The organism is Kocuria sp. SM24M-10 (genome assembly GCF_001027955.1).
Lineage (GTDB): Bacteria > Actinomycetota > Actinomycetes > Actinomycetales > Micrococcaceae > Kocuria > Kocuria oceani.
In genome coordinates this window covers 1-21,151 of the sequence record NZ_LDNX01000002.1, presented here as the reverse complement: position 1 = coordinate 21,151, position 21,151 = coordinate 1, and the positions used below count along the sequence as shown (strand labels likewise).

21 protein-coding genes are annotated in these 21,151 nt (G+C 74.6%); 5 read left to right on the top strand and 16 right to left on the bottom strand.

The window, feature by feature from the left end; genetic code table 11:
* Nucleotides 1-71: 71 nt before the first annotated feature.
* Together ABL57_RS00130 and ABL57_RS00125 are read right to left on the bottom strand one after the other, a co-directional pair.
* Nucleotides 72-845, bottom strand: a complete 774-nt coding sequence (locus ABL57_RS00130; protein WP_053004663.1) for a GAF and ANTAR domain-containing protein — start codon at nt 843-845, stop codon at nt 72-74.
* Between the two features lie 210 nt (nt 846-1,055).
* Entirely contained in the window at nt 1,056-2,057 is a 1,002-nt protein-coding gene (locus ABL57_RS00125) for a D-2-hydroxyacid dehydrogenase (protein WP_047801423.1), read from the bottom strand.
* Nucleotides 2,058-2,099: 42 nt separating this feature from the next.
* Here ABL57_RS00125 and ABL57_RS00120 point away from each other — a divergent pair, with 42 nt between their 5' ends.
* On the top strand, nt 2,100-3,350 hold the full coding sequence (locus ABL57_RS00120) for a phosphatidylserine/phosphatidylglycerophosphate/cardiolipin synthase family protein (protein WP_369821409.1): 1,251 nt from the start codon (nt 2,100-2,102) through the stop codon (nt 3,348-3,350).
* Nucleotides 3,351-3,419: 69 nt separating this feature from the next.
* A complete protein-coding gene (locus tag ABL57_RS00115) occupies nt 3,420-4,178 on the top strand; it encodes a trimeric intracellular cation channel family protein (RefSeq protein WP_238985935.1) in 759 nt (252 codons plus the stop codon).
* Nucleotides 4,179-4,302: 124 nt separating this feature from the next.
* On the opposite strand, the gene ABL57_RS00110 is transcribed toward ABL57_RS00115, so the two are convergent.
* The 6 genes from ABL57_RS00110 to ABL57_RS00085 form a co-directional block, all read right to left on the bottom strand.
* Complete coding sequence (locus tag ABL57_RS00110) at nt 4,303-4,722, bottom strand: DUF3151 domain-containing protein (RefSeq protein WP_047801420.1); 420 nt, start codon at nt 4,720-4,722, stop codon at nt 4,303-4,305.
* A gap of 150 nt (nt 4,723-4,872) precedes the next feature.
* On the bottom strand, nt 4,873-5,895 hold the full coding sequence (fbaA, locus tag ABL57_RS00105) for a class II fructose-bisphosphate aldolase (RefSeq protein ID WP_047801419.1): 1,023 nt from the start codon (nt 5,893-5,895) through the stop codon (nt 4,873-4,875).
* Nucleotides 5,896-5,984: 89 nt separating this feature from the next.
* Nucleotides 5,985-6,647, bottom strand: a complete 663-nt coding sequence (locus ABL57_RS00100) for a TrmH family RNA methyltransferase (protein WP_047801418.1) — start codon at nt 6,645-6,647, stop codon at nt 5,985-5,987.
* Entirely contained in the window at nt 6,640-7,221 is a 582-nt protein-coding gene (gene pyrE, locus ABL57_RS00095) for an orotate phosphoribosyltransferase (protein ID WP_047801417.1), read from the bottom strand. Before pyrE ends, ABL57_RS00100 begins: the two co-directional genes overlap by 8 nt.
* A gap of 51 nt (nt 7,222-7,272) precedes the next feature.
* Nucleotides 7,273-8,031 (bottom strand): SDR family NAD(P)-dependent oxidoreductase, encoded by a 759-nt coding sequence (locus ABL57_RS00090; RefSeq protein WP_047801416.1) that lies wholly within the window; start codon nt 8,029-8,031, stop codon nt 7,273-7,275.
* A gap of 55 nt (nt 8,032-8,086) precedes the next feature.
* Nucleotides 8,087-9,295, bottom strand: coding sequence for an acyl-CoA dehydrogenase family protein (locus tag ABL57_RS00085; RefSeq protein WP_047801415.1), 1,209 nt, complete (start codon nt 9,293-9,295; stop codon nt 8,087-8,089).
* Nucleotides 9,296-9,377: 82 nt separating this feature from the next.
* Here ABL57_RS00085 and ABL57_RS00080 point away from each other — a divergent pair, with 82 nt between their 5' ends.
* Nucleotides 9,378-10,037, top strand: a complete 660-nt coding sequence (locus ABL57_RS00080; protein ID WP_047801414.1) for a TetR/AcrR family transcriptional regulator — start codon at nt 9,378-9,380, stop codon at nt 10,035-10,037.
* A 36-nt stretch (nt 10,038-10,073) separates the two neighbouring features.
* Here the strand turns inward: ABL57_RS00080 and ABL57_RS00075 are convergent, their stop codons facing one another.
* The 7 genes from ABL57_RS00075 to modA all read right to left on the bottom strand — a co-directional run bounded on the left by ABL57_RS00075 (nt 10,074) and on the right by modA (nt 18,285).
* The gene (locus ABL57_RS00075) at nt 10,074-10,727 is read right to left on the bottom strand and encodes an ATP-binding cassette domain-containing protein (RefSeq protein ID WP_047801413.1); all 654 of its coding nucleotides are present in this window, start codon (nt 10,725-10,727) and stop codon (nt 10,074-10,076) included.
* Nucleotides 10,724-11,572: an ABC transporter permease gene (locus ABL57_RS00070; protein ID WP_047801427.1), complete on the bottom strand. Its 849-nt coding sequence runs from the start codon at nt 11,570-11,572 to the stop codon at nt 10,724-10,726. The genes ABL57_RS00075 and ABL57_RS00070 overlap by 4 nt, the downstream gene beginning before the upstream one ends.
* Nucleotides 11,573-11,636: 64 nt before the next feature.
* On the bottom strand, nt 11,637-12,035 hold the full coding sequence (locus ABL57_RS00065; protein ID WP_047801412.1) for a molybdopterin-binding protein: 399 nt from the start codon (nt 12,033-12,035) through the stop codon (nt 11,637-11,639).
* Between the two features lie 190 nt (nt 12,036-12,225).
* Entirely contained in the window at nt 12,226-14,133 is a 1,908-nt protein-coding gene (gene recQ, locus ABL57_RS00060; RefSeq protein ID WP_371212432.1) for a DNA helicase RecQ, read from the bottom strand.
* Between the two features lie 42 nt (nt 14,134-14,175).
* Nucleotides 14,176-16,530, bottom strand: coding sequence for a glycoside hydrolase family 65 protein (locus tag ABL57_RS00055; RefSeq protein WP_047801411.1), 2,355 nt, complete (start codon nt 16,528-16,530; stop codon nt 14,176-14,178).
* 64 nt (nt 16,531-16,594) lie between these two features.
* Nucleotides 16,595-17,398, bottom strand: a complete 804-nt coding sequence (locus ABL57_RS00050; RefSeq protein WP_047801410.1) for an enoyl-CoA hydratase — start codon at nt 17,396-17,398, stop codon at nt 16,595-16,597.
* 95 nt (nt 17,399-17,493) lie between these two features.
* Nucleotides 17,494-18,285: a molybdate ABC transporter substrate-binding protein gene (modA, locus tag ABL57_RS00045; protein WP_082157122.1), complete on the bottom strand. Its 792-nt coding sequence runs from the start codon at nt 18,283-18,285 to the stop codon at nt 17,494-17,496.
* Between the two features lie 72 nt (nt 18,286-18,357).
* Between modA and nadE the strand changes: the two genes are divergently transcribed.
* Complete coding sequence (gene nadE / locus ABL57_RS00040; protein ID WP_047801409.1) at nt 18,358-19,182, top strand: ammonia-dependent NAD(+) synthetase; 825 nt, start codon at nt 18,358-18,360, stop codon at nt 19,180-19,182.
* A 59-nt stretch (nt 19,183-19,241) separates the two neighbouring features.
* Here the strand turns inward: nadE and ABL57_RS20510 are convergent, their stop codons facing one another.
* Nucleotides 19,242-20,492: a CAP domain-containing protein gene (locus ABL57_RS20510; RefSeq protein WP_053004662.1), complete on the bottom strand. Its 1,251-nt coding sequence runs from the start codon at nt 20,490-20,492 to the stop codon at nt 19,242-19,244.
* Between the two features lie 242 nt (nt 20,493-20,734).
* On the opposite strand from ABL57_RS20510, the gene ABL57_RS00030 reads away from it, so the two are divergent.
* Nucleotides 20,735-21,151: exodeoxyribonuclease III (locus ABL57_RS00030; protein ID WP_047801408.1), on the top strand; the 417-nt coding region annotated here is incomplete at its 3' end.

Genomic DNA, 21,151 nt, shown 5'->3' with positions numbered 1-21,151 from the left:
GGGCCGCCCACGGGATCCCGTGGGCGGCCCCGCCGTTCGCGGTCCGGGGACACGGCGGCCGCAGCGCCGGCTCAGCCTTCCCGGGCCCCCGGTGCGGGGCGGCCGGGCCGGCGCGGCATCGAGAGCTGCCCGGTGTCCACGACCTCGGTGGCGATCTCGGCCATCTTCCGGTTGCTGTCCTGGCTGGCCAGGCGCAGCAGCTCGTGCGCCTGCCGACGGGTGAGCTTGTGCTGGGTCATCAGCACCCCGATGGCGGTGCCGATCTCCCGGTTGGACCGCAGCGCCACCTCCAGGTTCTCGGCCCGTTCCTGGGCGAGCGCCGTCGACACCGCCCACGCGGCGTGGGTGGCCAGCATCGTGCCGGCCCACTCGGTCTGGGCGTCGAAGGCGTCGGGGACGTCGGAGTACAGGTTCAGCGCGGCGATCAGGTCCGGGTCCGGGACCAGGATCAGCCGGTAGGCCAGCGCGCTGCGCACCCCGAGCTCCCGGGCGACCCGCGCCCCGTACTCCGGCCAGCGGGCGTCGTGGGCCAGGTCCCCGGAGCGGTGCACGCTGTCCTCCAGCAGGGCGTCCACGCACGGGCCCGAGCCCACCCGGTACTGGAGCGCGTCGGCCTGCCGGGCCTTCTCCCCGGTGGCGGCCAGGGTGCGGAACGTGTCGTGGCGCAGCGTGGTGATGCTGGCCCACCGTGCCCCCGGCAGCGTCTCCGCGGCCTGCCGGATCACCGCCTCGACCAGGGTGTCCGCGGTGACGGTGCGCAGCTGCTCACCCAGCCGCACGACGGCGTCGGCGATCTCGGCCAACCCGTCCGGGTCGGCCGGTGTGGCCGGGATCGGCGTGCTCACGAGCACCTCCGGACGGTCGTGGTGGCTGCTCCGCGCCCCGGAACAGCAGAGGGTGGCACAGGCAAGCCTGACAGCAGTCCGCGCTCGCCACAAGCCGCTCGCCACCGCCCCGGCCGCCGCGGACCCCGTCCATGGGCCGACCGGGTCCGCCGGTCGACCGCCTCGATTCCCGCGGGACGGCGGTGCCCTCCCCGCGCCCCGGCCCTCCCCTCAGGAGGACCGGACGTAGCCGGCCACCTTGTCCACCTCGTGCCGCAGCGGCTCCCCGGCCGTCCAGCGCCGGAGGTGGTCCTCGAACTGCGCCGCGAGCTCCTCCCGCCACCCCTCGACGTCGCCGCACAGGTGCGCGGACACGTGCACCTCGTCCATCGCCCAGAAGGGGTGGGCCGGCGGCAGGGGCTCCGTGGCGAAGACGTCGAGGGTCGCGGCCGCGAGCCGTCCCGCCAGGAGCGCCTCCAGGAGGGCGTCCTCGTCGACCAGCGGCCCCCGGCCCACGTTCACGAGGTGGCCGTGCGGGGGCATCGCGGCGAGGACCCGGGCGTCGACGAGCCCGCGCGTGCGCTCGGTCAGGGGCGCGGCCAGCACCAGGTGGTCGGCCCAGCCGGCGTGCTCGGCCAGCTCGGCCGCGGGGACGACCGTGCCGAAGTCGGGGTCCTCCGCACGGGCCGTGCGACCGGCGCCGCGCACCGCCATCCCGGCGGCCCGCAGCAGGCGGGCGGTCTCCCGCCCGATCCCTCCGGTGCCCACGACCAGGGCGGTGGAGCCCCGGGTGCGCCGCAGCTCCCGGTGCACCCAGCGCCGGTCCCGCTGCAGCGCCTCGCTGCGGTGCAGCTGCTTGTCCTGGGCGAGGACCGCCGCGAGCACGAACTCGGCGACGGGCCGGTCGAAGACCCCGCGGGCGTTGGTCAGCCGGACCCCGGAGGCGCGCAGCTCCGGGAACAGCACGGCGTCCACCCCGGCGGCGGCCACGTGCACCCAGCGCAGCGCGGTGGCGGCGTCCCAGGCCCCGGCGAGCGCGTCGGAGAAGAAGTCCCACAGCAGCAGCACCTCGGCCGGACGCCGGTCCGCGTCGCCGGCGAGAGCCCGGGCCAGGCCCTCGCGGGTCACCACCGTGATGTCGGCGAGGCGCCGCAGGGCGGCCTCGTTGGCGGGTGGGGGCGTGCCCTCGGCGGTCAGCACGACCACGCGCGGCGGGGCGGGGACGGCGCTCATGCGGCCACCCTACGCCCGCCGTGCCCCGGGTACGCTTTGCAGATGACGTCCCCTCGCGCCACGGGTCCCCGCATGCTCCGCTCCCTCGCCCTCCGCTCGGTCGCGGGCATGGTGGCCGTCCAGGCGGCGGTGGTGGCCACCCTCGTGGCCACGGACGCGGTCAAGCGCCGCCAGCGCGCCAAGCGTTCCGGCTTCCCGCGTCCCGGCACCTTCGAGCACACGGTCGCGGACACCGGGACCACGGTGTACACCTACGGGGAGGACCTCTACCGGGACATGCTCGCCGCGATCCGGGGAGCCCGGCACCAGGTCCTGCTGGAGACCTTCATCTGGAAGGACGACGAGGTCGGCCGGGCCTTCCTGGAGGCCGTCAACGCGGCCGCCGCCCGCGGTGTCCAGGTGCACGTGATGTACGACGGCTTCGGCAACCTGGTGGTCCCGCGCTCGTTCTACCGCTTCCACCCCGACGTGCACGTCTACCGGTTCCCCGTGCTGCGCCCCCGCCTGCTGCTCAGCCCGCTGCAGGCCACCGGGCTGACGCACCGGAAGCTGCTGGTCGTCGACCAGGAGGTCGGCTTCGTGGGCGGGTACAACGTGGGGTCCCTCTACGCCACCGAGTGGCGGGACACCCACGTGCGGCTCACCGGTCCCGCCGCCTTCGAGCTCGGCCACTCCTTCGCCTCGGTGTGGAACCACCCCTCCGCGCGGCGGCCCAAGCTGCCGCACGTCAACCCGGGTTCCTGGGACTCCCGGGTGCGGGCGATCAACAACATCCCGGCCAGCCTCGTGTACCCGATCCGCAGCGTCTACCTCGACGCGATCCACCGCGCCACGGACCACATCTACCTGACCACCGCCTACTTCATCCCCGACCAGCAGATCCTCTCCGCCCTGATCGAGGCCTCCCGGCGCGGGGTGGACGTGCGCGTGATCCTGCCCGAGAACTCCAACCACGTGCTCGCCGACTGGCTCTCCCGGGGCTTCTACTCCACGCTGCTGGCCGAGGACATCACCGTGCTCCTCTACCGCAACGCCATGATCCACGCCAAGACCGCCACCATCGACGGGCAGTGGTCGATCGTGGGCACCGCCAACATCGACCGGCTGAGCCTGGGCTTCAACTACGAGACCAACCTGGAGATCCACGACCGCGACTTCGCCGCGGACATGGAGGCCGTCTTCGCCGCCGACAGCGAGAACTGCCGGGAGCTCACCGCCGGTCAGTGGGACGAGCGGTCCCCCGCGGCGTGGTTCGCCGAGACCGTCCTGGTGCCGCTGCGCCCCTTCCTCTGAGCACCTCCCCCGGGCGGCCGCGCCCCGGGTGCTACCCTCGGGCGTCGGTGTGCCGTGGATGAGGTGGTCGTGGGAAGTACGGATCCGGGCGTCGTGTTCGACGCCGTCGACCTGCTGGGCGTGCTCACCAACGGCGTGCTGGGCGGGGCGGTGGCGCGCCAGCTGCGGATGGACCCGGTCGGCTTCGTGTTCCTCGCCGTCCTCTCCGCGCTCGGCGGCGGCCTGCTGCGGGACACGCTGCTGCAGGTGGGCTTCCCCGTGGCGCTGACCAATCCCGCGTACCTCGGCACGGCGATCGCCGGGGCCGCCATCGCGTTCTTCCTGCAGCTGCGCGGCCCGTGGACCCATCGCGTGCTGATCGTGGCCGACGCCCTGGCCGTGGGCTGCTGGGCGGCCACGGGCACCGCCAAGGCCCTCGACGTCGGCCTGAGCTGGCTGCCGGCCGTGATGATCGGGGTGATCACCGCCGTGGGCGGCGGGATGATCCGCGACATCGCGGTGGGGCGGGTGCCCCTGATCTTCGGCGGCAACACCCTCTACGCCACGGGGGCGGTGATCGCCAGCGCCGAGATGGCGGTCCTGCACGCCCTGGGCCGGCCCAACTGGGGCATGGCCGCGGCGATCCTCACGGCCGCGACGGTCACCGTCCTCGCCCGGCGCCGGGGGTGGCGCCTGCCCGGGGCGGGCGAGTGGAACGTGCGCCTGCCGAAGCGGGACTGGCCCCGGCCGTCCTGGCGTCCGCGCCGTCCCCGCCGCGGCAGGCGCGACGGACTCGGCGACGGGCGCGACGACGGCCCCGTCCGCGGGCCGGGACCCGGCACGCCCTGACCGGTGCGGGCCCGGGGACGCCCCGGGCCCGCACCACCGGGCAGCGCCGCCGGGTCAGCACGGCCGGGTCAGTACTGCCGGGTCAGTACTGCCGGGTCAGCGCTGCCGGGTCAGTGCTGCCGGCTCAGTGCTGGAGCTGCTCCGCGGCGGTGGGATCGGAGTCGTTGAGGAACTTCTGGATGCGCTCGGCCTCGTCGAACTCGCCGATCGCGGCCGCGGCCCGGCCGAGGGCGGACAGTGCGCGGAGGAAGCCGCGGTTGGGTTCGTGGGAGAACGGGATGGGCCCGTGGCCCTTCCAGCCGTGGCCGCGCAGGGCGTCCAGGCCGCGGTGGTAGCCCACACGGGCGAACGCGTAGCCCTCCAGCGTCCGGCCCTCGGCGAGGGCGTCCTCGGCGCACATCGCCCACGCGAGGGAGGCCTTCGGGTAGCGGGCGGCGAGGTCCTCCGCCTCGTCGCCCGCCTCGATGCGTGCGGCCAGCTCGGGGTCCGCCGAGAGATAGGTGGGCTCGGGGCCCTCGAGCAGGTTCTTGCCGGTGAGGCTCATGGGGAAGGGGGTCCTTTCGGTGGGCGGAACTGCGGGATGCGCACGGGATGCGTGCGGGGCGCCGGACGGACGACGGCGGCGCCCCGCTCGGGCAGGGCGCCGCCGTCGGTCCTCCGCGGCCGGGGATCCGGCCGCGGAGGGTGGTGCCGCCTACTTGACGGAGGTCCCGGCGGAGCCGAGGTTCTGGCAGGCCTCGACCACGCGGGCGGCCATGTTCCCCTCGGCCAGGGCGCCCCACACGCGCGGGTCGTACGTCTTCTTGTTGCCGACCTCGCCGTCGACCTTCAGCACGCCGTCGTAGTTGGTGAACATGTGCCCGGCGACGGGGCGGGTGAAGGCGTACTGGGTGTCGGTGTCCACGTTCATCTTCACCACCCCGTACTCCACGGAGTTCGCGATCTCCTGCGCGGTGGAGCCGGAGCCGCCGTGGAAGACCAGGTCGAAGGGCCGGTCCTTGCCGAGCTTCTTGCCGACCTCCTGCTGGATCTGCTGCAGCAGCTCCGGGCGCAGCTTGACCCCGCCGGGCTTGTACACCCCGTGCACGTTGCCGAAGGTCAGGGCGGTGAGGTAGCGGCCGTTCTCCCCGGCGCCGAGGGCCTCCACGGTGGCCAGGCCGTCCTCGACGGTGGAGTAGAGCTTCTCGTTGATCGCGTTCTCCACGCCGTCCTCCTCGCCGCCGACCGCGCCGATCTCGACCTCGAGGATGATCTTGGCCTTGTGCGTGCGGGCCAGCAGCTCCTGGGCGATCTTCAGGTTCTCGTCGAGCTCGATCGCCGAGCCGTCCCACATGTGGGACTGGAAGATCGGGTCCTCACCGCGGGCCACGGCCTTCTCCGACTCCTCCAGGAGCGGCAGCACGAAGCCCTCGAGCTTGTCCTGCGGGCAGTGGTCGGTGTGCAGGGCGATGTTGACGTCGTAGTTCTTCGCGACCTCGCGGGCGAACGCCGCCATCGCGAGCGAACCGGTGACCATGTCCTTGACGGAGGCCCCGGACCAGTAGGCGGCCCCGCCGGTGGAGGCCTGGATGATGCCGTCCGAGCCGGCCTCGGCGAAGCCGCGGATGGCCGCGTTGAGCGTCTGGGAGGAGGTGACGTTGATCGCCGGGTAGGCGAAGCCCTTCTCCTTGGCGCGGTCGATCATCTCGGCGTAGACGTCAGGGGTTGCGATGGGCATGCTGGCTCCTTCGGGTCGGGTGTGGCCTGGCTCCCACTCTAGCCAAACCGCCGCCGGGGGACGACGGAAGGCCGTCACGGGTCGTGCGCTCAGCCCGGCGGCTGGCCGAACACGTGGCGGCGGACCCACGCGTGCATGGCCACGGCGGCCGCGGCCGAGGCGTTGATCGAGCGGGTCGAGCCGAACTGGGCGATCGACAGGGTCGCCCCCGCCGCGGCGTGCATCTCGGGGCTGAGCCCGGGGCCCTCCTGGCCGAACACCAGCACGCAGCGCTCCGGCAGGTCGTAGGTCTCCAGCTGCCGGGAGTCCGGGAAGTTGTCGATCCCGATGACGGGCAGCCCCTCGGCGGCCGCCCAGGCCGTGAACTCCTCGACGCTCGCGTGGTGGCGCACGTGCTGGTAGCGGTCGGTGACCATGGCGCCGCGCCGGTTCCAGCGCCGCCGCCCCACGATGTGCACCTCCCGGGCGAGGAAGGCGTTGGCGGTGCGCACCACGGAGCCGATGTTGAGGTCGTGCTGCCAGTTCTCCACGGCCACGTGGAACGCGTGCCGGCGGGTGTCGAGGTCGGCGACGATGGCCTCCATCGTCCAGTACCGGTAGCCGTCCACGACGTTGCGCCGGTCTCCGTGCGCCAGCAGCTCCGGGTCCCACTGCTCGCCCTCGGGCCAGGGGCCCTCCCACGGGCCGGCGCCCACCACGGGGGCGGCCGCGGCGGCCTCGACGGCGGCCGCCTCCGCAGCGGGGTCAGTCAAGTCCGAGCTCGTCCTTCGTGAAGGCGTAGAGGCAGGGCACGCCCGCCGTCTCCTGGATGCGCTCCTTCGCGCCGGTGCGCCGGTCCACGATGATGGCCACGGCCACCACGTTGGCGCCGGCCCGCTGCAGGGCCTCCACCGCGGTGAGCGCCGAGCCCCCGGTCGTGGAGGTGTCCTCGACGACGACGACGTCACGGCCGGCCACCGGGGGGCCCTCGACCTGGCGGCCCATCCCGTAGCTCTTCTGGGCCTTGCGGACCACGAACGCGTCCACGGCCCGTCCCCGCTCGCCGGCGGCGTACATGATCGCGTGCCCCACCGGGTCGGCGCCCATGGTCAGCCCGCCCACGGCGTCGAAGGAGATCCCGGCCTCGTCGAGCATGGCGAGCATCACCCGGCCCACGTAGCGGGAGGCCTCGTGGTGCAGGGTCACGCGCCGCAGGTCCACGTAGTAGTCGGCCTCGATGCCGCTGGCCAGGGTGACCTTGCCGCGCACCACGGCGAGGTCGATGATCAGTCGGCGGAGGCGTTCACGGGCGGTCGCGAGGTCCACGGGCGAGAAGTCGGTGGTCATGCGCCCCAGTCTATGGGTCCGCCGGCGGGCCCGCGGCTCGCGCGGGACGGCTCAGCGCGGGGCCATCCGCAGGGCGCCGTCCATCCGGACGGTGGTGCCGTTGAGGTAGTCGTTGTCCAGGAAGGACGCGACGAGCTGGGCGAACTCCTGCGGCCGGCCGAGCCGGCGCGGGAAGGGCACGCCCGCGGCGAGCCCCTGCCGGAACTCCTCGCCGACCGCCGCGAGCATGGGGGTCTCGATCACGCCCGGGGCGATGGTGTTCACGCGGATCCCGGAGCCGGCGAGGTCCCGGGCCGCGGTGATGCCCAGGCTGTGCACCCCGCCCTTTGACGCCGCGTAGGCGGCCTGCCCGACCTGGCCCTCGAACGCCGCGACGGAGGCGGTGTTGACGATCAGCCCGCGCTGTCCGTCGTCGTCCACGGGGTCGGTGGCGGCGATCCGCTCCGCGGCGAGCGCGAGGACCGTGAAGGTGCCGAGGAGGTTCACGCGCAGCACGGTCTCGAACAGGTCGAGGTCGTGCACCCCCCGCTTGCCCAGCACCCGGGCCGAGGGCCCGATCCCGGCGCAGTTGACCACGGTGCGCAGCGGCCCGGTCCCGTCCGCGGCCGCCACGGCCTCGCGCACGGCGTCGCGGTCGGTGACGTCGGCGGCCACGTAGCGCACGCCGGGGACGTCGGGGGCGGTGTCGACGGCGGCGGGCAGGTCCACGGCCACGACCCGCACGCCGCGCCCGGCGAGCATCGCGGCGGTGGCGGCGCCGAGCCCGGAGGCGGCGCCGGTGACGAGGGCGGAGGTGTCGGTGACGTCCATGGGGGTCCTTTCGCGGGGGCGGGAGGGCCCGGGCGCGGTGGCCCGGGCGAGTGACTCAGACGAAGGCGGAGACGCCGGTGACGGCGCGGCCCACGATGAGGGCGTTGATCTCGTAGGTGCCCTCGTAGGTGTAGAGGATCTCGACGTCGTTGAACAGCTTGGCCATCTCGTGGTCGGTGACCACGCCGTTGCCGCCGAGCAGGTTCCGGCCCAGGGCGGCCGACTCCCGGGCCAGGGACGTGGTGGTGGCCTTGGCCAGGGCGGCGTGCGGCATGTCGAAGCCCCCGTCCTCCTGCAGCCGGGCGATCTGGGCCATCAGGCCCAGGGAGGCGGTGGCGTTGCCGAGGATCCGGGCCAGCGGCTCCTGCACGAGCTGGAACTTCGCCAGCGGACGGCCGAACTGCCTCCGGTCCAGGGCGTAGGCGCGGGCCACGTCGAAGATCGCCAGCTGCACCCCGGCGCCCTGCCAGCCGACCCAGGCCCGGGAGTTGCGCAGCATCCGGTTGGCGGCGGCGAAGCTGCCGGCCCCGGGCAGTGCGTTGGCTGCGGGGACGCGGACCTCGTCCAGGACGATGTCGGCGTTCTGCATGATCCGCAGCCCGATCTTGTGCTCGATCTTCGTGGCCGACCAGCCGGGCCGGTCGGTCTCCACGAGGAAGCCCTTGACCTGGCCGTCGGCGGTGTCCCGGGCCCAGACGATGGCGACGTCGGCGATCGTGCCGGCCCCGATCCAGCGCTTGGTCCCGGTCAGCACCCATTCGTCCCCGTCCCGGGTGGCCGTGGTGGCCAGGCCCCCGGCGATGTCGGAGCCGTGCTCGGGCTCGGTCAGGGCGAAGGCCCCGAGGGCGCGGAAGCAGCGCAGCTCCGGCAGCCAGCGCGCCTTCTGCTCGGGCGAGCCCAGCGCGTCGATCAGCCCCAGGATGAGCTCGTTGTGGATGCCGACCAGGGCGGACAGGGACACGTCCGCCCGGGCGACCTCGGCGTAGGCCAGCCCCCGGAACAGCCGGCTCGCCCCGGACAGCTCCAGCTCCCCCAGTCCGTGGTCGGCCAGGGCAGGGAGCAGCTGGGCCGGGAACTCCTCACGGTTCCAGTACGGCGTGACCGCGGGGCGGACCTGCTCCTGGAGGAGGGTGTGCAGGTCGGCCAGCCGGGCGCGCTCGGCGGGCGGCAGGACGGCGGCGAAGGAGAAGAGGTCGGCGTCCGGGAAGGGGATGCCGGCGACGTGCTCCACGGACGGGGATTCCCCGCGCAGGACCGGAGTCATGGGATGTCCTCTCGTCGGTCCGGGCGGAGTGGTGGCCCACCGGGACCGGGTCGAACAGTACGGTTGTGAGTAATATCGTACTGTGACTCATCTCACTCCACCAGTTGCGGCGCGCGGGGCGGCGGCCCGCACGCCCCGCCAGCAGCAGCTCTTCGACGAGCTGCTCGGGATCTTCCTGCGCGAGGGCTTCCGGGGGTTCACCATGGACGGTGCCGCGGCGCGGCTGCACTGCTCCAAGGCCACGATCTATGCCCTGGCCGGCAGCCGGGACGAGCTGGTGCGGGCGGTGCTCGTGGCGTTCTTCAAACAGGTCAGCCGGGGCACGGAGGAGGCCCTGCGCGGTCCGGGCGGGGCGGGGCAGCGGCTGAGCGCCTACCTGGAGGCGATGGCGGAGCAGCTGCGGCCGGCCTCGGCCCGGTTCCTGCAGGACGTGGCCGGCTCGCCCGTGGCCTCGGAGGTCTACGAGCGCAACACGCGGATCGCCTCGGCCAAGCTCGCCGGGCTCGTGGCCGAGGGCGTGGCCGGCGGGGAGTTCCGCCCGGTGCCCACCGGGTTCATCGCGGAGGTCATCTCCTCCGCCATGGACCGGATCCAGCAGCGCACCGGCCTGGGCGGGGTGGAGGGCCCCGGCGCCTACCGGGAGCTGGGCCTGCTGATCGTGGGCGGCATCCGGGCGGGCCGGCCCGAGGAGAGCCGGGCCCAGGGAAACCGGGCCCAGGGAAACCGGACCGGGGAGAGCTGAGCCGCGGTGCGCCGGTCCGGGCGGGCGGCGACCACGTCAGGGCGCGCCGGCCACGCGGCCGTGCTCGAGGCGCAGCTCGGCGTCGGCGAGGGCCTCGACGTCGGCGGGGTCGTGCGTGACGACCACGGCCATGCGCCCGGTGAGCACCCGCCGCAGGAGCTCGCGCAGGGCCGGGGCGGCGGTGCTGTCGAGGGAGGCGAAGGGCTCGTCGAGCAGCAGCAGCCGCGGGTCGGCGGCGAGCGCGCGGGCCACGGCCACGCGCTGGGCCTGCCCCCCGGACAGCGCCGCGGGGCGGCGGTGGGCCAGCGGGGCCGCACCCACGGCCTCGAGCCACTGCACGGCCGCGGCCCGGGCCCGCCGCCGGCCCGCCCCCCGGGACCGGGGCCCGAACGCGACGTTCTCGAGCACGCTCAGGTGCGGGAACAGCAGCGGGTCCTGGGCGAGCAGGACCACCCCGCGGTCGTGCGCCGGGACCCACGGGCCGCGCCCGGCGGTGTCGATGTCGAACAGGACCCGCCCGTCCAGGGCGGCCCGGCCGGTGTCCGGCACGAGCAGCCCGGCGACGACCGCCAGCAGCGAGGACTTGCCCGCCCCGTTGGGCCCGGTGACCGCCAGGGTCTGCCCGTCGGCCACCGACACGGCCAGGTCCAGGTCCCGGGCGCGCAGCCGGACGGCGGCCTGCAGGCTCATGCCCGTGCTCCTGGGCCGGTGCCCGTGCCGGGCCCGGGCCGCGGTCCGGGGCTCCGGAGCCGGCCCGGCGCGGAGATCCCCACGACGAGCACCGCGACCAGCACGAGCACGAGGGAGAGCGCGACCGCGGCGTCGGGGTCCGTCTCGCGCTGCAGGTAGATCTCGAGCGGCAGGGTGCGGGTGACGCCCTCGAGGCTGCCGGCGAAGGTCAGGGTGGCCCCGAACTCGCCCAGGCTGCGGGCGAAGGCCAGCACGGCCCCCGAGGCCAGCCCCGGCAGGGCCAGGGGCAGGCTCACCCGGCGCAGCACGGTGCCGGGGCCCGCCCCGAGGGTCGCGGCGACCCGTTCGTAGCGCTCCCCCGCGGTGCGCAGCGCGCCCTCCAGGCTGACGACCAGGAACGGCAGGGACACGAAGGTCTGGGCGAGCACCACGGCCGCGGTCGAGAAGGCGATGCTGATCCCGGCGAGCTCCAGGTGGCGGCCGATCAGGCCGTGGCGCCCGAACGTGTAGAGCAGGGCCAGACCGCCGACGACGGGCGGCAGGACCAGCGGGAGCAGCACGAGGCCGCGCAGCGCGCGCCGGCCGGGGAACTCGGTGCGGGCCAGCAGCAGCGCCAGGGGCACGCCCAGGAGCACGCACAGCGCCGTGCTCGCGGCGGCCGTGCGCAGGCTCAGTCCGAGGGCGCGCAGCGCCGAGGGCGAGCCGATCAGGCCGAGGAACCCGGCCCAGTCCACCCGGGCGAGCATGCCGAGGACCGGCAGGACCACCACCAGCGCGCCCAGGGCCGCCGGGATCCACACCCAGCCCGGCACGGTGCTGAAGCCGCGGGGACGACGCCGGAGCACGGCGCGGCGGCCGCGAGCCGCCGGCCGGTCGGCGAGGACGGGGGGCCCGGTCTGCACCACGGCCTCACGCCCCGGGGGTCTCGACGACGACGTCGGTCGACTTGACGACGGCCGTGGCCACCCGGCCGGGCTCCAGGCCCAGGTCCCGGACGGCCTCGGTGCTCATCAGCGAGACCACGCGGTGCGGGCCGCACTGCAGCTCCACCTGGGACATCACGGTGTCCGAGACGACCTCGGTGACCAGGCCCACGAACCGGTTGCGCGCCGAGCTGGCGACGCGGGCGGGGTCCTCGGGCCGGACGGAGCGCTCCTTGAGCAGGCGGGCCAGCTCCAGTCCGTCCACCACGCTGTGGCCGGTGGCGCTCCGGGCGCTGCTCAGCGTGCCCTGCTCGATCCAGCGCCGGACGGTGTCGTCGCTGACGCCGAGGAAACGGGCCGCGTCGGCGATCCTGATCTCGGTCATGGGGCCATGCTATCCGCAGGTACGGATGAGACCAGGGGTTCGCGGACGCAGATGCGGACTCAGCGGGGGTCCCGCCGGGCCCCGCCGGTCCGTGGCGGGGTCCCGCCGCGGGGCGGCACGGGCAGCCCGCCCCGGCCGCCCGGCGGCCGGCCGCGAGCACCGGGGCGCGGACCCGGGCGGGAGGCGCAGCTCAGTCGCCGGTGACGACCTGCTGGACGGCCTGGCCGTAGCGCTCGAGCTTGGCGTCGCCGACGCCGGAGATGCCGCGCAGCTCGCCCAGCGTGCCCGGCCGGGCCTGGGCGATGGCGGCGAGGGTCGCGTCGTTGAACACGACGTACGCCGGCACGCCCTGCTCCTTCGCCACGCCGGCGCGCCAGGCCCGCAGCTGCTGGAAGAGCTCCTGCTGGGGCTCGTCGAGCACCGGCCGTGCGGCACCCGTCCGCGGCGTGCGCACGGTCCTGCCGCGCTCGGGCTCGCGGCGCAGCCGGACCTCGCGCTGCCCGCGCAGCACCTCCCCCGCCGCGGGGGTGAGCGCCAGGACGCCGTACTCGCCCTGCACCTGGAGCAGGCCCTGGGCCAGCAGCTGGCGCACCACCCCGCGCCACTCCTGCTCGCCCAGCTCGGTGCCGATGCCGAAGGTCGTGAGCTCGGTGTGGCGCATCCGCACCACCCGCTCGGTCTCCCGGCCGAGCAGGATGTCCACCAGGTGCCCGGCGCCGAACTGCTGGCCCCGCTCCCGGTCCAGCCGCACCACGGTGGACAGGAGCTTCTGCGCCGGGACCGTGCCGTCGAAGGCCTCGGGCGGGCTGAGGCAGGTGTCGCAGTTGCCGCACGGTCCGCTGTCCTCGCCGAAGTAGCGCAGCAGCTGCTGGCGGCGGCACTGCACGGTCTCGCACAGCGCGAGCATCGCGTCCAGGTGGAGGGTCTGGGCGCGCTTGCGCTGCCGGTCCCCCTCGCCGTCCTCGATCATCCGCCGCTGCTGGACGACGTCCTGCAGCCCGTAGGCCAGCCAGGCCGTCGAGGGCAGGCCGTCGCGCCCGGCGCGGCCGGTCTCCTGGTAGTAGCCCTCCACGCTCTTGGGCAGGTCGAGGTGGGCGACGAAGCGCACGTCGGGCTTGTCGATGCCCATGCCGAAGGCGATGGTCGCGACCATGACGATCCCGTCCTCGCGCAGGAACCGGGTCTGGTGCTGGGCGCGCACCTCGGCGGGCAGGCCCGCGTGGTACGGCAGGGCGGGCACGCCCTGGGCGGCCAGCCACTCGGCCGTGCGCTCCACCGAGGCGCGGGACAGGCAGTAGACGATGCCGGCCTCGCCGCTGTGCTCGGTGCGGACGAGCTGCAGCAGCTGCCGGCGGGCGTCCTTCTTGGGCCCCACGCGGTACTGGATGTTGGGCCGGTCGAAGCTGGAGACGAAGACGCGGGCGCCGTCCAGGCGGAGGTTGCGGACGATCTCCTCGCGCGTCTCCGCCGTGGCGGTCGCGGTCAGGGCGATGCGCGGGACCCGGGGCCAGCGGTCGTGCAAGAGGGTCAGCCCGAGGTAGTCGGGGCGGAAGTCGTGCCCCCACTGGGCCACGCAGTGCGCCTCGTCGACGGCGAAGAGCGCGATCCGGGCGCGGTCGAGCAGGTCCGCGGCCACGGGCAGGCGCTCGGGGGCGAGGTAGAGCAGGTCGAGCTCGCCGGCCAGCAGGCGGCCCTCGACGGCACGGCGCTCCTCGACCGTCTGGGTGGAGTTCAGGTACGCGGCGCGCACCCCGAGCTGCTCGAGGGCGTCGACCTGGTCGTGCATGAGCGCGATGAGCGGGCTGACGACCACCCCGGTGCCCTCCCGGACGAGCGCGGGAATCTGGTAGCACAGGCTCTTGCCGCCGCCGGTGGGCATGAGCACCAGCGCGTCGTCGCCCCGCACGAGCGTGTCGATGACCTCCGCCTGCTGCCCGCGGAAGGCGTCGTAGCCCCAGACGCGGGTGAGCACCTCGAGAGCCGCCGGCGGCGTCGCACGCACCGCGCCGGCCGCCGGTGCCCCGGGGTCGGGCGGGACCCACCCGTTCGGGGCGTCCGGCGCAGGCTCGGTCCCGCCGGGCTCCGGCCCGCTCCACATCTCACCCACCCGGCCAGGGTAGCCGGTGCGGGCGCGGGAGCGTCACGGGCTGTGGGGCGCGCGCGGGGCGCGGCCCGGGGGCTGGCGAGGTGCGGGGGTCGACGGGCGGGGACTGCGCAGCGGGGCGGTCGCGGGGCGCTCGGCCGTGACGCTCCGGGGCGCGTCGTCGATCCGCAGCGCCACCCCGCTGGCGGCGCCGCCCAGCAGCCGCACGGTCGTGCCCGAGCGGGTGATCTCCACGCCGATCCGGTGGCCGCGCCAGCGGAGGCGGAAGGCGAGCCGGTGCAGGCCGGCCGGCAGGCGGGGGGCCAGGCGCAGCTCGCCGCCCGCCGTGTCCAGTCCCCCGAACCCGCAGACCACGGCCAGCCACGACCCGGCGGCGGAGGCCAGATGCAGTCCCCCGTCGGCGTCCTGCTGGATGTCCCGCAGATCCACGAGGGCGGACTCGCGCAGGTACTGGTACGCGAGGTCCAGGTGGCCCACACGGGCGGAGACCACCGCCTGGACGCAGGCGGAGAGGGACGAGTCCCGGACGGTGCGCTGCTCGTAGTACTCCAGGTCCCGGGCGGCCTGCTCGGGGGTGAACTCCTCGGCGCACCACCACAGCGCCAGGACCAGGTCCGCCTGCTTGACGACCTGGCGGCGGTAGATCTTCGCGTAGTGGAAGTGCTCCTCCACGGGGTATCCGTCCCGCTTGGCCTCGAAGTCCCACTCGCGGTAGGTCGTGAACCCCTCGTTGGAGGGGTGGACCCCGCGCACCGCGTCGTAGGGCAGGTGGATCGCCTCCGCCACGGCCCGCCAGCGCTCGAGCTCCTCCGCCGTCACGGAGAGCCGGCCCACGTGCTCGGGGTGGGCCTCGCACGCGTCGGCGGCCGCCCGGAGGTTGCGCCGGGCCATGAGATTGGTGAACACGTTGTCGTCGACCACGCCCGTGTACTCGTCCGGGCCGGTCATCCCGCGGTAGTGGACGACGCCCTCGTGGTCCTCGTGCGCCATGGCCGCCCAGGCGCGCGCCGTCTCCACGAGGACCTCGACGCCGCCGACCGTGGTGAGCTCCTCGCCGGTGACGGCGGCATACCAGTCGAAGGCCCGGGCGATGTCCGCGTTGACGTGCATGGCGGCGGTGCTGGCCGGCCAGTACGCCGAGGTCTCGTGCCCGTCGATGGTGCGCCAGGGGAAGGAGGCGCCGGCCAGGTCCAGGACCTGCGCCCGCTCCCGCGCCCGGTCCAGGGTGGAGGAGCGCCAGCGCAGCAGCCGGGCGGCGTCGAGCGGGCGCAGCAGGGCCAGCGCCGGCAGCACGAAGCCCTCGACGTCCCAGAAGGTGTGCCCGCTGTAGCCGCCGCCGGTGAGGCCCTTCGCCCCGACCGGGGCGCCGTTGACGCAGGCGGAGGCCTGCAGGAGCTGGAACAGGTCGAAGCGGACCGCCAGCTGCAGCTCCGGGTCGCTGTCCACCTCCACGTCGGCGCCGTCCCAGAACTCGTCCAGCTCGGCCCGCTGGGCGGTGAGCAGGCCGTCCCAGCCCCGGTGCCGGGCGCCGTCCAGCGCGGCGAGCGCGCGTTCCTGCAGGTCCACGGAGGGGTCGTCCGTGGACATGACGTGGCAGAGGTACTTGACGAACCCGACGCGCTCCCCGGGCCGGAGGTCCGCCACGAGCGTGGTGACGACCTGGTCGTCGTCGCCCTGGGTGCTGACGGCCCCGCCGTCCGGCAGCTCCACGGCGTGGTCCACGGCGGCGGCCACGCCGATCCCGCTGCCGTGGGTGCGGTGCACCAGGACCCCGCCCGTGGCGTGGCGGCGGCTGAGCCGGGCCCGGAAGGGCCGCTCCAGGACCTCGGCCACCCGCGGGTCGGAGTTGTGGACCTTGGGCGGGGTGCCGTTGACCACCAGGTCCGAGCGCACCACGACCTGGACCGCGCGGTCCACGGCCTCGACCTCGTAGCGGATGGCCGAGACCGAGCGCTGGACCAGCGAGACCAGGCGCGTGGAGGTCAGGCGCATCCGGGCACCGCGGGGGGTGCGCCACTCGGTCTCCCGGCGCAGCGTGCCCTCGCGCAGGTCCAGCACGCGGTCGTGCTCCTCCGGCGGGGTCTCCCGGACGTCGAGCGCCACGCCGTCGACCTGCAGGCGCACGGTGCTGCCGTCGGCCACGCCGATGACGGCCTGCCCGTGCTCGGGGTGCCCGTAGCCGCCCTCGGGGTAGGACAGGGGGTGGTACTCGTAGACGCCCGACATGAAGGTGCCCCGGGAGGAGCTGGGCTGGGCCTCGTCCAGGGTTCCCCGCACCCCGACGCACCCGTTGGCGAGCGCGAAGAGGGACTCCACGGCGCCGCGCGCGCCGGGGTCGAGGGCGGACTCGCGGACCTGCCAGGCGGACGCGTCGATCGGCGGTGTGGGCATGGGACCACCGTAGCGCCCCGGCCCCGCACCCGGCGGGCCGCGCCCCTCGGGCGCGGGGCCGGGCTCAGCGGTGGGTGAACCGCGGCGCGCGCTTCTCGGCGAACGCGGCCATGCCCTCCTTCTGGTCCTCCGTGGCGAACAGCGCGTGGAAGAGCCGCCGCTCGAACTGCACGCCCTGTGCCAGCGTCGTCTCGAACGCGGCGTTGACGGCCTCCTTCGCGGCCAGCACCGAGGGCAGGGACTTCGCGGCGACGGTCTCCGCGACGCCCAGCGCCTCCTGGAGCAGGTCCGCGGCGGGCACCACCCGGGAGACGAGCCCGGCCCGCTCGGCCTCCTCGGCGTCGATCGTCCGGCCGGTGAGGACCATGTCCATGGCCTTGGCCTTGCCCACGGCGCGGGCCAGGCGCTGGGACCCGCCCATCCCGGGGATCACCCCGAGGTTGATCTCGGGCTGGCCGAAGCGGGACGTGTCCGCGGCGAGCAGGATGTCGCACATCATCGCCAGCTCGCACCCGCCGCCCAGGGCGTAGCCCGCCACGGCGCCGACCACGGGGGTGCGCACCCGGGTGAAGGCCTCCCAGCCCGCGAACCAGTCCGCGAGGTACATCTCCGCCGCACCCCGCCCGGCCATCTCCTTGATGTCCGCGCCCGCGGCGAAGGCCTTCTCCGAGCCGGTCAGCACGATCGCCCCGATCCCGGGGTCGGCGTCCATCGCGGCGGACGCGGCCACGACCTCGCGCAGGGTCGCCTCGTCGAGGGCGTTGAGGGCCTTCGGCCGGTTGAGGGTGATGATCCCGACCCGGCCCCGGGTCTCGACCAGGATGTTCTGGGGGGTCTCGCGGGGGTCGGTGCCGCGCTGCTCGCTCATGCTGGTCTCCTGGTTCGCTGTGCTGGTGCGGTTCGCCGTGCTCGTCGGCGGGATCGCTGGTGGGCTCGGTGGTGGTCGGATCTCGGACCGGGCGGTCAGCCGGGCACGTCGAAGCCGTTCTGCCGCAGCTGCTCCCGGCCGGCGGGGCCGGTCACGAAGGCGGTGAACTCGGCGGCCCGCTCCGGCGCCGCGCCGTCCAGGCCCACCACCGTGTAGGTGTTCGCGGAGGCCTCGGCGCCGGGAAGGGGGACGCCGTCCAGCTCGTCCTCGTGGGCGGCCACGTCGGTGACGTAGACCAGCCCGGCGTCGGCCTGGCCGGAGCGGACCTTGCCCAGGACGTCGGTCACGGAGTTCTCCTCGCTCACCGGCCGCAGGGCGACCCCGGCGCGCTCCTCGAGCGCGCGGGCGGCCCGGCCGCAGGGGACCTGCTCGGCGCACACCACGGTGGCCAGGTCCGCCCGCCGGAGGTCGCCCAGCGAGCGCACCCCGTGCGGATTGCCCTCGGCCACGGCGATCGTCAGGCGGTTGGCCGCCAGCTCCACCGGCTCGCCCACGGCCCGGCCCGAGGCGACGACCCGCTGCATGGTGGGCTCGTCCGCGGCGACGAACACGTCGGCGGGGGCGCCCTCGGCGATCTGGACGGCGAGGTCGGCGGAGCCGGCGAAGTTCAGGGCCACGTCCACGCCCGGGTGCTGCTCCTCGAACGCCGCGGCCAGTTCGGTGAACGCCCCGGTGAGCGAGGAGGCCGCATAGACGTCGACGCGCTCCTGCGCGTTCGAGGCCCCGCACCCGGAGAGCACCGCCGCGGCCAGCAGAGCGCTCGCGACGGCGGCCCGGCGGGCGCGCCCGCGCGCCCGGGCCGGGGTCCTGGAGCGGTGGAGGGGCATGGCCCGCATCCTACGCGGCCCCTCCCCCGGTGTCCTTGCGGCGCCGGCAGAGCCCAGCACTAGCATGGGTGCATGCGGAAACTCCAGGCAGCAATCATCGACGAGATGGGCGTGAAGCCCGAGATCGACCCCCAGGAGGAGATCGAGGCACGCGTCCGGTTCCTCTGCGACTACCTCCGGGCCAGCCGCAGCCAGGGCTTCGTGCTCGGGATCAGCGGCGGCCTCGACTCCACCCTGGCGGGCCGGCTGGCCCAGCTGGCCGCCGAGAGGCTGCGCGCCGAGGGCGGGCAGGCGCAGTTCGTGGCGGTGCGCCTGCCGTACCGGGTCCAGCACGACGAGGAGGACGCCCAGGCCGCCCTGCGCTTCATCGCCGCCGACCGCACCATCACCTACGACATCGCCCCGGCGGTGGACGGCTTCGAGCACGGCTTCGAGGGCGCCACGGAGCGGGAGATCTCCGACTTCAACAAGGGCAACATCAAGGCCCGCGTCCGGATGATCGCCCAGTACGCGATCGCCGGGGAGCACAACTGCCTGGTGATCGGCACCGACCACGGCGCCGAGTCCGTGACCGGGTTCTTCACCAAGTACGGCGACGGCGGCGCGGACCTGCTGCCCCTGTTCGGGCTGAACAAGCGGCAGAACCGGCTCCTCGCCAGGACCCTCGGCGCCGAGGAGCGGCTGTGGGCCAAGGCGCCCACCGCCGACCTGCTCGACGACTCCCCCGGCCAGACCGACGAGGCCGAGCTCGGGCTGTCCTACGACGACATCGACGACTACCTGGAGGGCCGCGACGTGGACGACGCCGTGGCCGAGAAGATCGAGCACCGCTGGTTCACGACCCGGCACAAGCGCACCACGCCGGCCACGATCCTCGACGACTGGTGGCGCGACTGACCTCCGGCTTCCGGGAACGACCGCGCCCCGCGCGGGGCGCGGTCGTTCCTGGGGCGCCGTCAGCGGGTGACCCAGGTCCGCCCGGCCGCGTAGTGGACGATGTATCCGTTCGAGAAGCGCTGGCGCACCTCGGTGCCGTAGCGGTACTCGTCGGTGACCGGGAACCCGTAGACGCGCTCGGAGCCGGCGGCCCTCCAGGCCCGGCCGATCGCCCCGTACAGCTTGATCGCGCGGGAGCCCGTGCCGGCGCTCCACATCACCTGGGTGGAGCGCCCGTCCCGGCGGAAGACCTGGTAGGCGCCCCCGCTGACGGGGCGCTCGTCCGTGGCCGGCAGGCCGTAGTTGTGTTCCCGGCCGGCCCCGATCCACCTCTTCCCGATCGAGCCGTAGTTCTTCACCGCCATCGCCCCGTAGCCGGGGGCCCAGTAGATGGTGGTGGTGCGGCCGCTGTTGTGGAACTGCTGGTAGACCCCGCCGTCGACCAGGCCGCCGCGCTCGTTCATCGTAGGTTCCCCGAGTACGGCGGACCCGCCCAGGCGGTGGTACTTGATGCCGATTGCGCCGCGGACCGCGTAGGCCGGGGCGGTCACCGGCGGCACGAATCCCTGGGCGGGGGTCGCGAACGTTCCTGGCACGGCGTGCCCGGCCGGATAGGCGTAGTAGTAGATCGTCAGGTAGGTCTCCCACCCGGGGCCGTCCGGGCCCGACGTGGCCACGTGGCTGACGCCGATGCCGAGGTGGGTCAGGTCCCGGGCGAACTGGTCGGTCCCGTTGCGGGGAAAGAAGTCCAGCAGGTAGTGGGTGAGCGCCTCGACCGCGTCGGTGCCCGCGAACGATCCGGTGAACGAGCCCTTGCCGTAGTACTGGTCCATCCGCACGGCCCCGGCCGGGGCGCCCGCCCAGGGGTCCGGGTTGCGCAGCTCCTTCCGTGCCCCGGCCATGGTGTCCGCCCACTGCTGGGCGTTGCGGGACAGCGCGGAGTTGTAGGCCAGCGGGGCGCGCCGTGCCTGGCGCCGGTGGTCGTTGACGATCTTGAAGGCCTCGGTGACGTGCTCCACCGTGGTGGGGTGCACGCCCGCGGAGGCCGCTCCGGCCAGGCCGCCGGCGGAGGGATCCACCGGCGCCGGCGGGCCGGCCGGGGCCGCTTCGGCGGCCGAGCCGCCCTGCAGCAGCTCTGCCGGTGCGCCTGCGGTGTGGGCGAGCTCCGGGGCGGTGGCGGGAGGGTGCGGTGCGGCGAGGGCGGCCGATGTCCCGCCGAGCAGCAGCGCGGCGGCAGTGGTCACGGTGAGCACGGTCCGTGCGAGGTTCATGGGGTCTCTCCCTGCTGGGGGCGGCTCCGCCGGGGGCACGGGCCAGCAGGAAATTAGCACCTGCAACCACACCGGGTCGAGGTCCCGGGGAAGCCCCACGTCATCCGGCGCGGCGGCACGGCGCCCGCGCACGCCGGGAACGACCGCCGTGCGCACGTCCCGGACCGGAGCGGCGCGGGGAGGCGGTGCCGTGCCCGGGAGCGCGGACATCGCCGTCCGGGCCACCCGGTAACGTGGGGACCATGAAGATCGCCACCTGGAACGTGAACTCCGTCCGCGCCCGCGCCGACCGCGTGGAGGCCTGGCTGCAGCGCTCCGACGTGGACGTCCTGGCCATCCAGGAGACCAAGGCCAAGGACGAGAACTTCCCGTGGGAGCTCTTCGAGTTCATGGGCTACGACGTCGCCCACTTCGGCCTGAGCCAGTGGAACGGCGTGGCGATCGCCTCGCGGGTGGGCCTCGACGACGTCGAGCGCGCCTTCCCGGACCAGCCGGCCTTCGGCAAGCCCGGCGAGGACCCGGTGCAGGAGGCGCGCGCGATCGGCGCCACGTGCAACGGGGTCCGTGTGTGGTCCCTCTACGTCCCCAACGGCCGCGGCCTGGACGACCCCCACATGCCGTACAAGCTGGAGTGGCTGCGCGTGCTCAAGGAGCACGCC

Excerpts from the sequence above, each read along its gene's own strand:
- recQ (WP_371212432.1), bottom strand. The coding sequence starts at position 14,133 with ATGTGGAGCGGGCCGGAGCCCGGCGGGACCGAGCCTGCGCCGGACGCC.
- ABL57_RS00075 (WP_047801413.1), bottom strand. The coding sequence starts at position 10,727 with ATGAGCCTGCAGGCCGCCGTCCGGCTGCGCGCCCGGGACCTGGACCTG.
- pyrE (WP_047801417.1), bottom strand. The coding sequence starts at position 7,221 with ATGACCACCGACTTCTCGCCCGTGGACCTCGCGACCGCCCGTGAACGC.
- ABL57_RS00090 (WP_047801416.1), bottom strand. The coding sequence starts at position 8,031 with ATGGACGTCACCGACACCTCCGCCCTCGTCACCGGCGCCGCCTCCGGG.
- ABL57_RS00085 (WP_047801415.1), bottom strand. The coding sequence starts at position 9,295 with ATGACTCCGGTCCTGCGCGGGGAATCCCCGTCCGTGGAGCACGTCGCC.
- modA (WP_082157122.1), bottom strand. The coding sequence starts at position 18,285 with ATGCCCCTCCACCGCTCCAGGACCCCGGCCCGGGCGCGCGGGCGCGCC.
- ABL57_RS00110 (WP_047801420.1), bottom strand. The coding sequence starts at position 4,722 with ATGAGCCTCACCGGCAAGAACCTGCTCGAGGGCCCCGAGCCCACCTAT.
- fbaA (WP_047801419.1), bottom strand. The coding sequence starts at position 5,895 with ATGCCCATCGCAACCCCTGACGTCTACGCCGAGATGATCGACCGCGCC.
- ABL57_RS00125 (WP_047801423.1), bottom strand. The coding sequence starts at position 2,057 with ATGAGCGCCGTCCCCGCCCCGCCGCGCGTGGTCGTGCTGACCGCCGAG.
- ABL57_RS00055 (WP_047801411.1), bottom strand. The coding sequence starts at position 16,530 with ATGCCCACACCGCCGATCGACGCGTCCGCCTGGCAGGTCCGCGAGTCC.
- ABL57_RS00065 (WP_047801412.1), bottom strand. The coding sequence starts at position 12,035 with ATGACCGAGATCAGGATCGCCGACGCGGCCCGTTTCCTCGGCGTCAGC.
- ABL57_RS20510 (WP_053004662.1), bottom strand. The coding sequence starts at position 20,492 with ATGAACCTCGCACGGACCGTGCTCACCGTGACCACTGCCGCCGCGCTG.
- ABL57_RS00120 (WP_369821409.1), top strand. The coding sequence starts at position 2,100 with ATGACGTCCCCTCGCGCCACGGGTCCCCGCATGCTCCGCTCCCTCGCC.
- nadE (WP_047801409.1), top strand. The coding sequence starts at position 18,358 with ATGCGGAAACTCCAGGCAGCAATCATCGACGAGATGGGCGTGAAGCCC.
- ABL57_RS00050 (WP_047801410.1), bottom strand. The coding sequence starts at position 17,398 with ATGAGCGAGCAGCGCGGCACCGACCCCCGCGAGACCCCCCAGAACATC.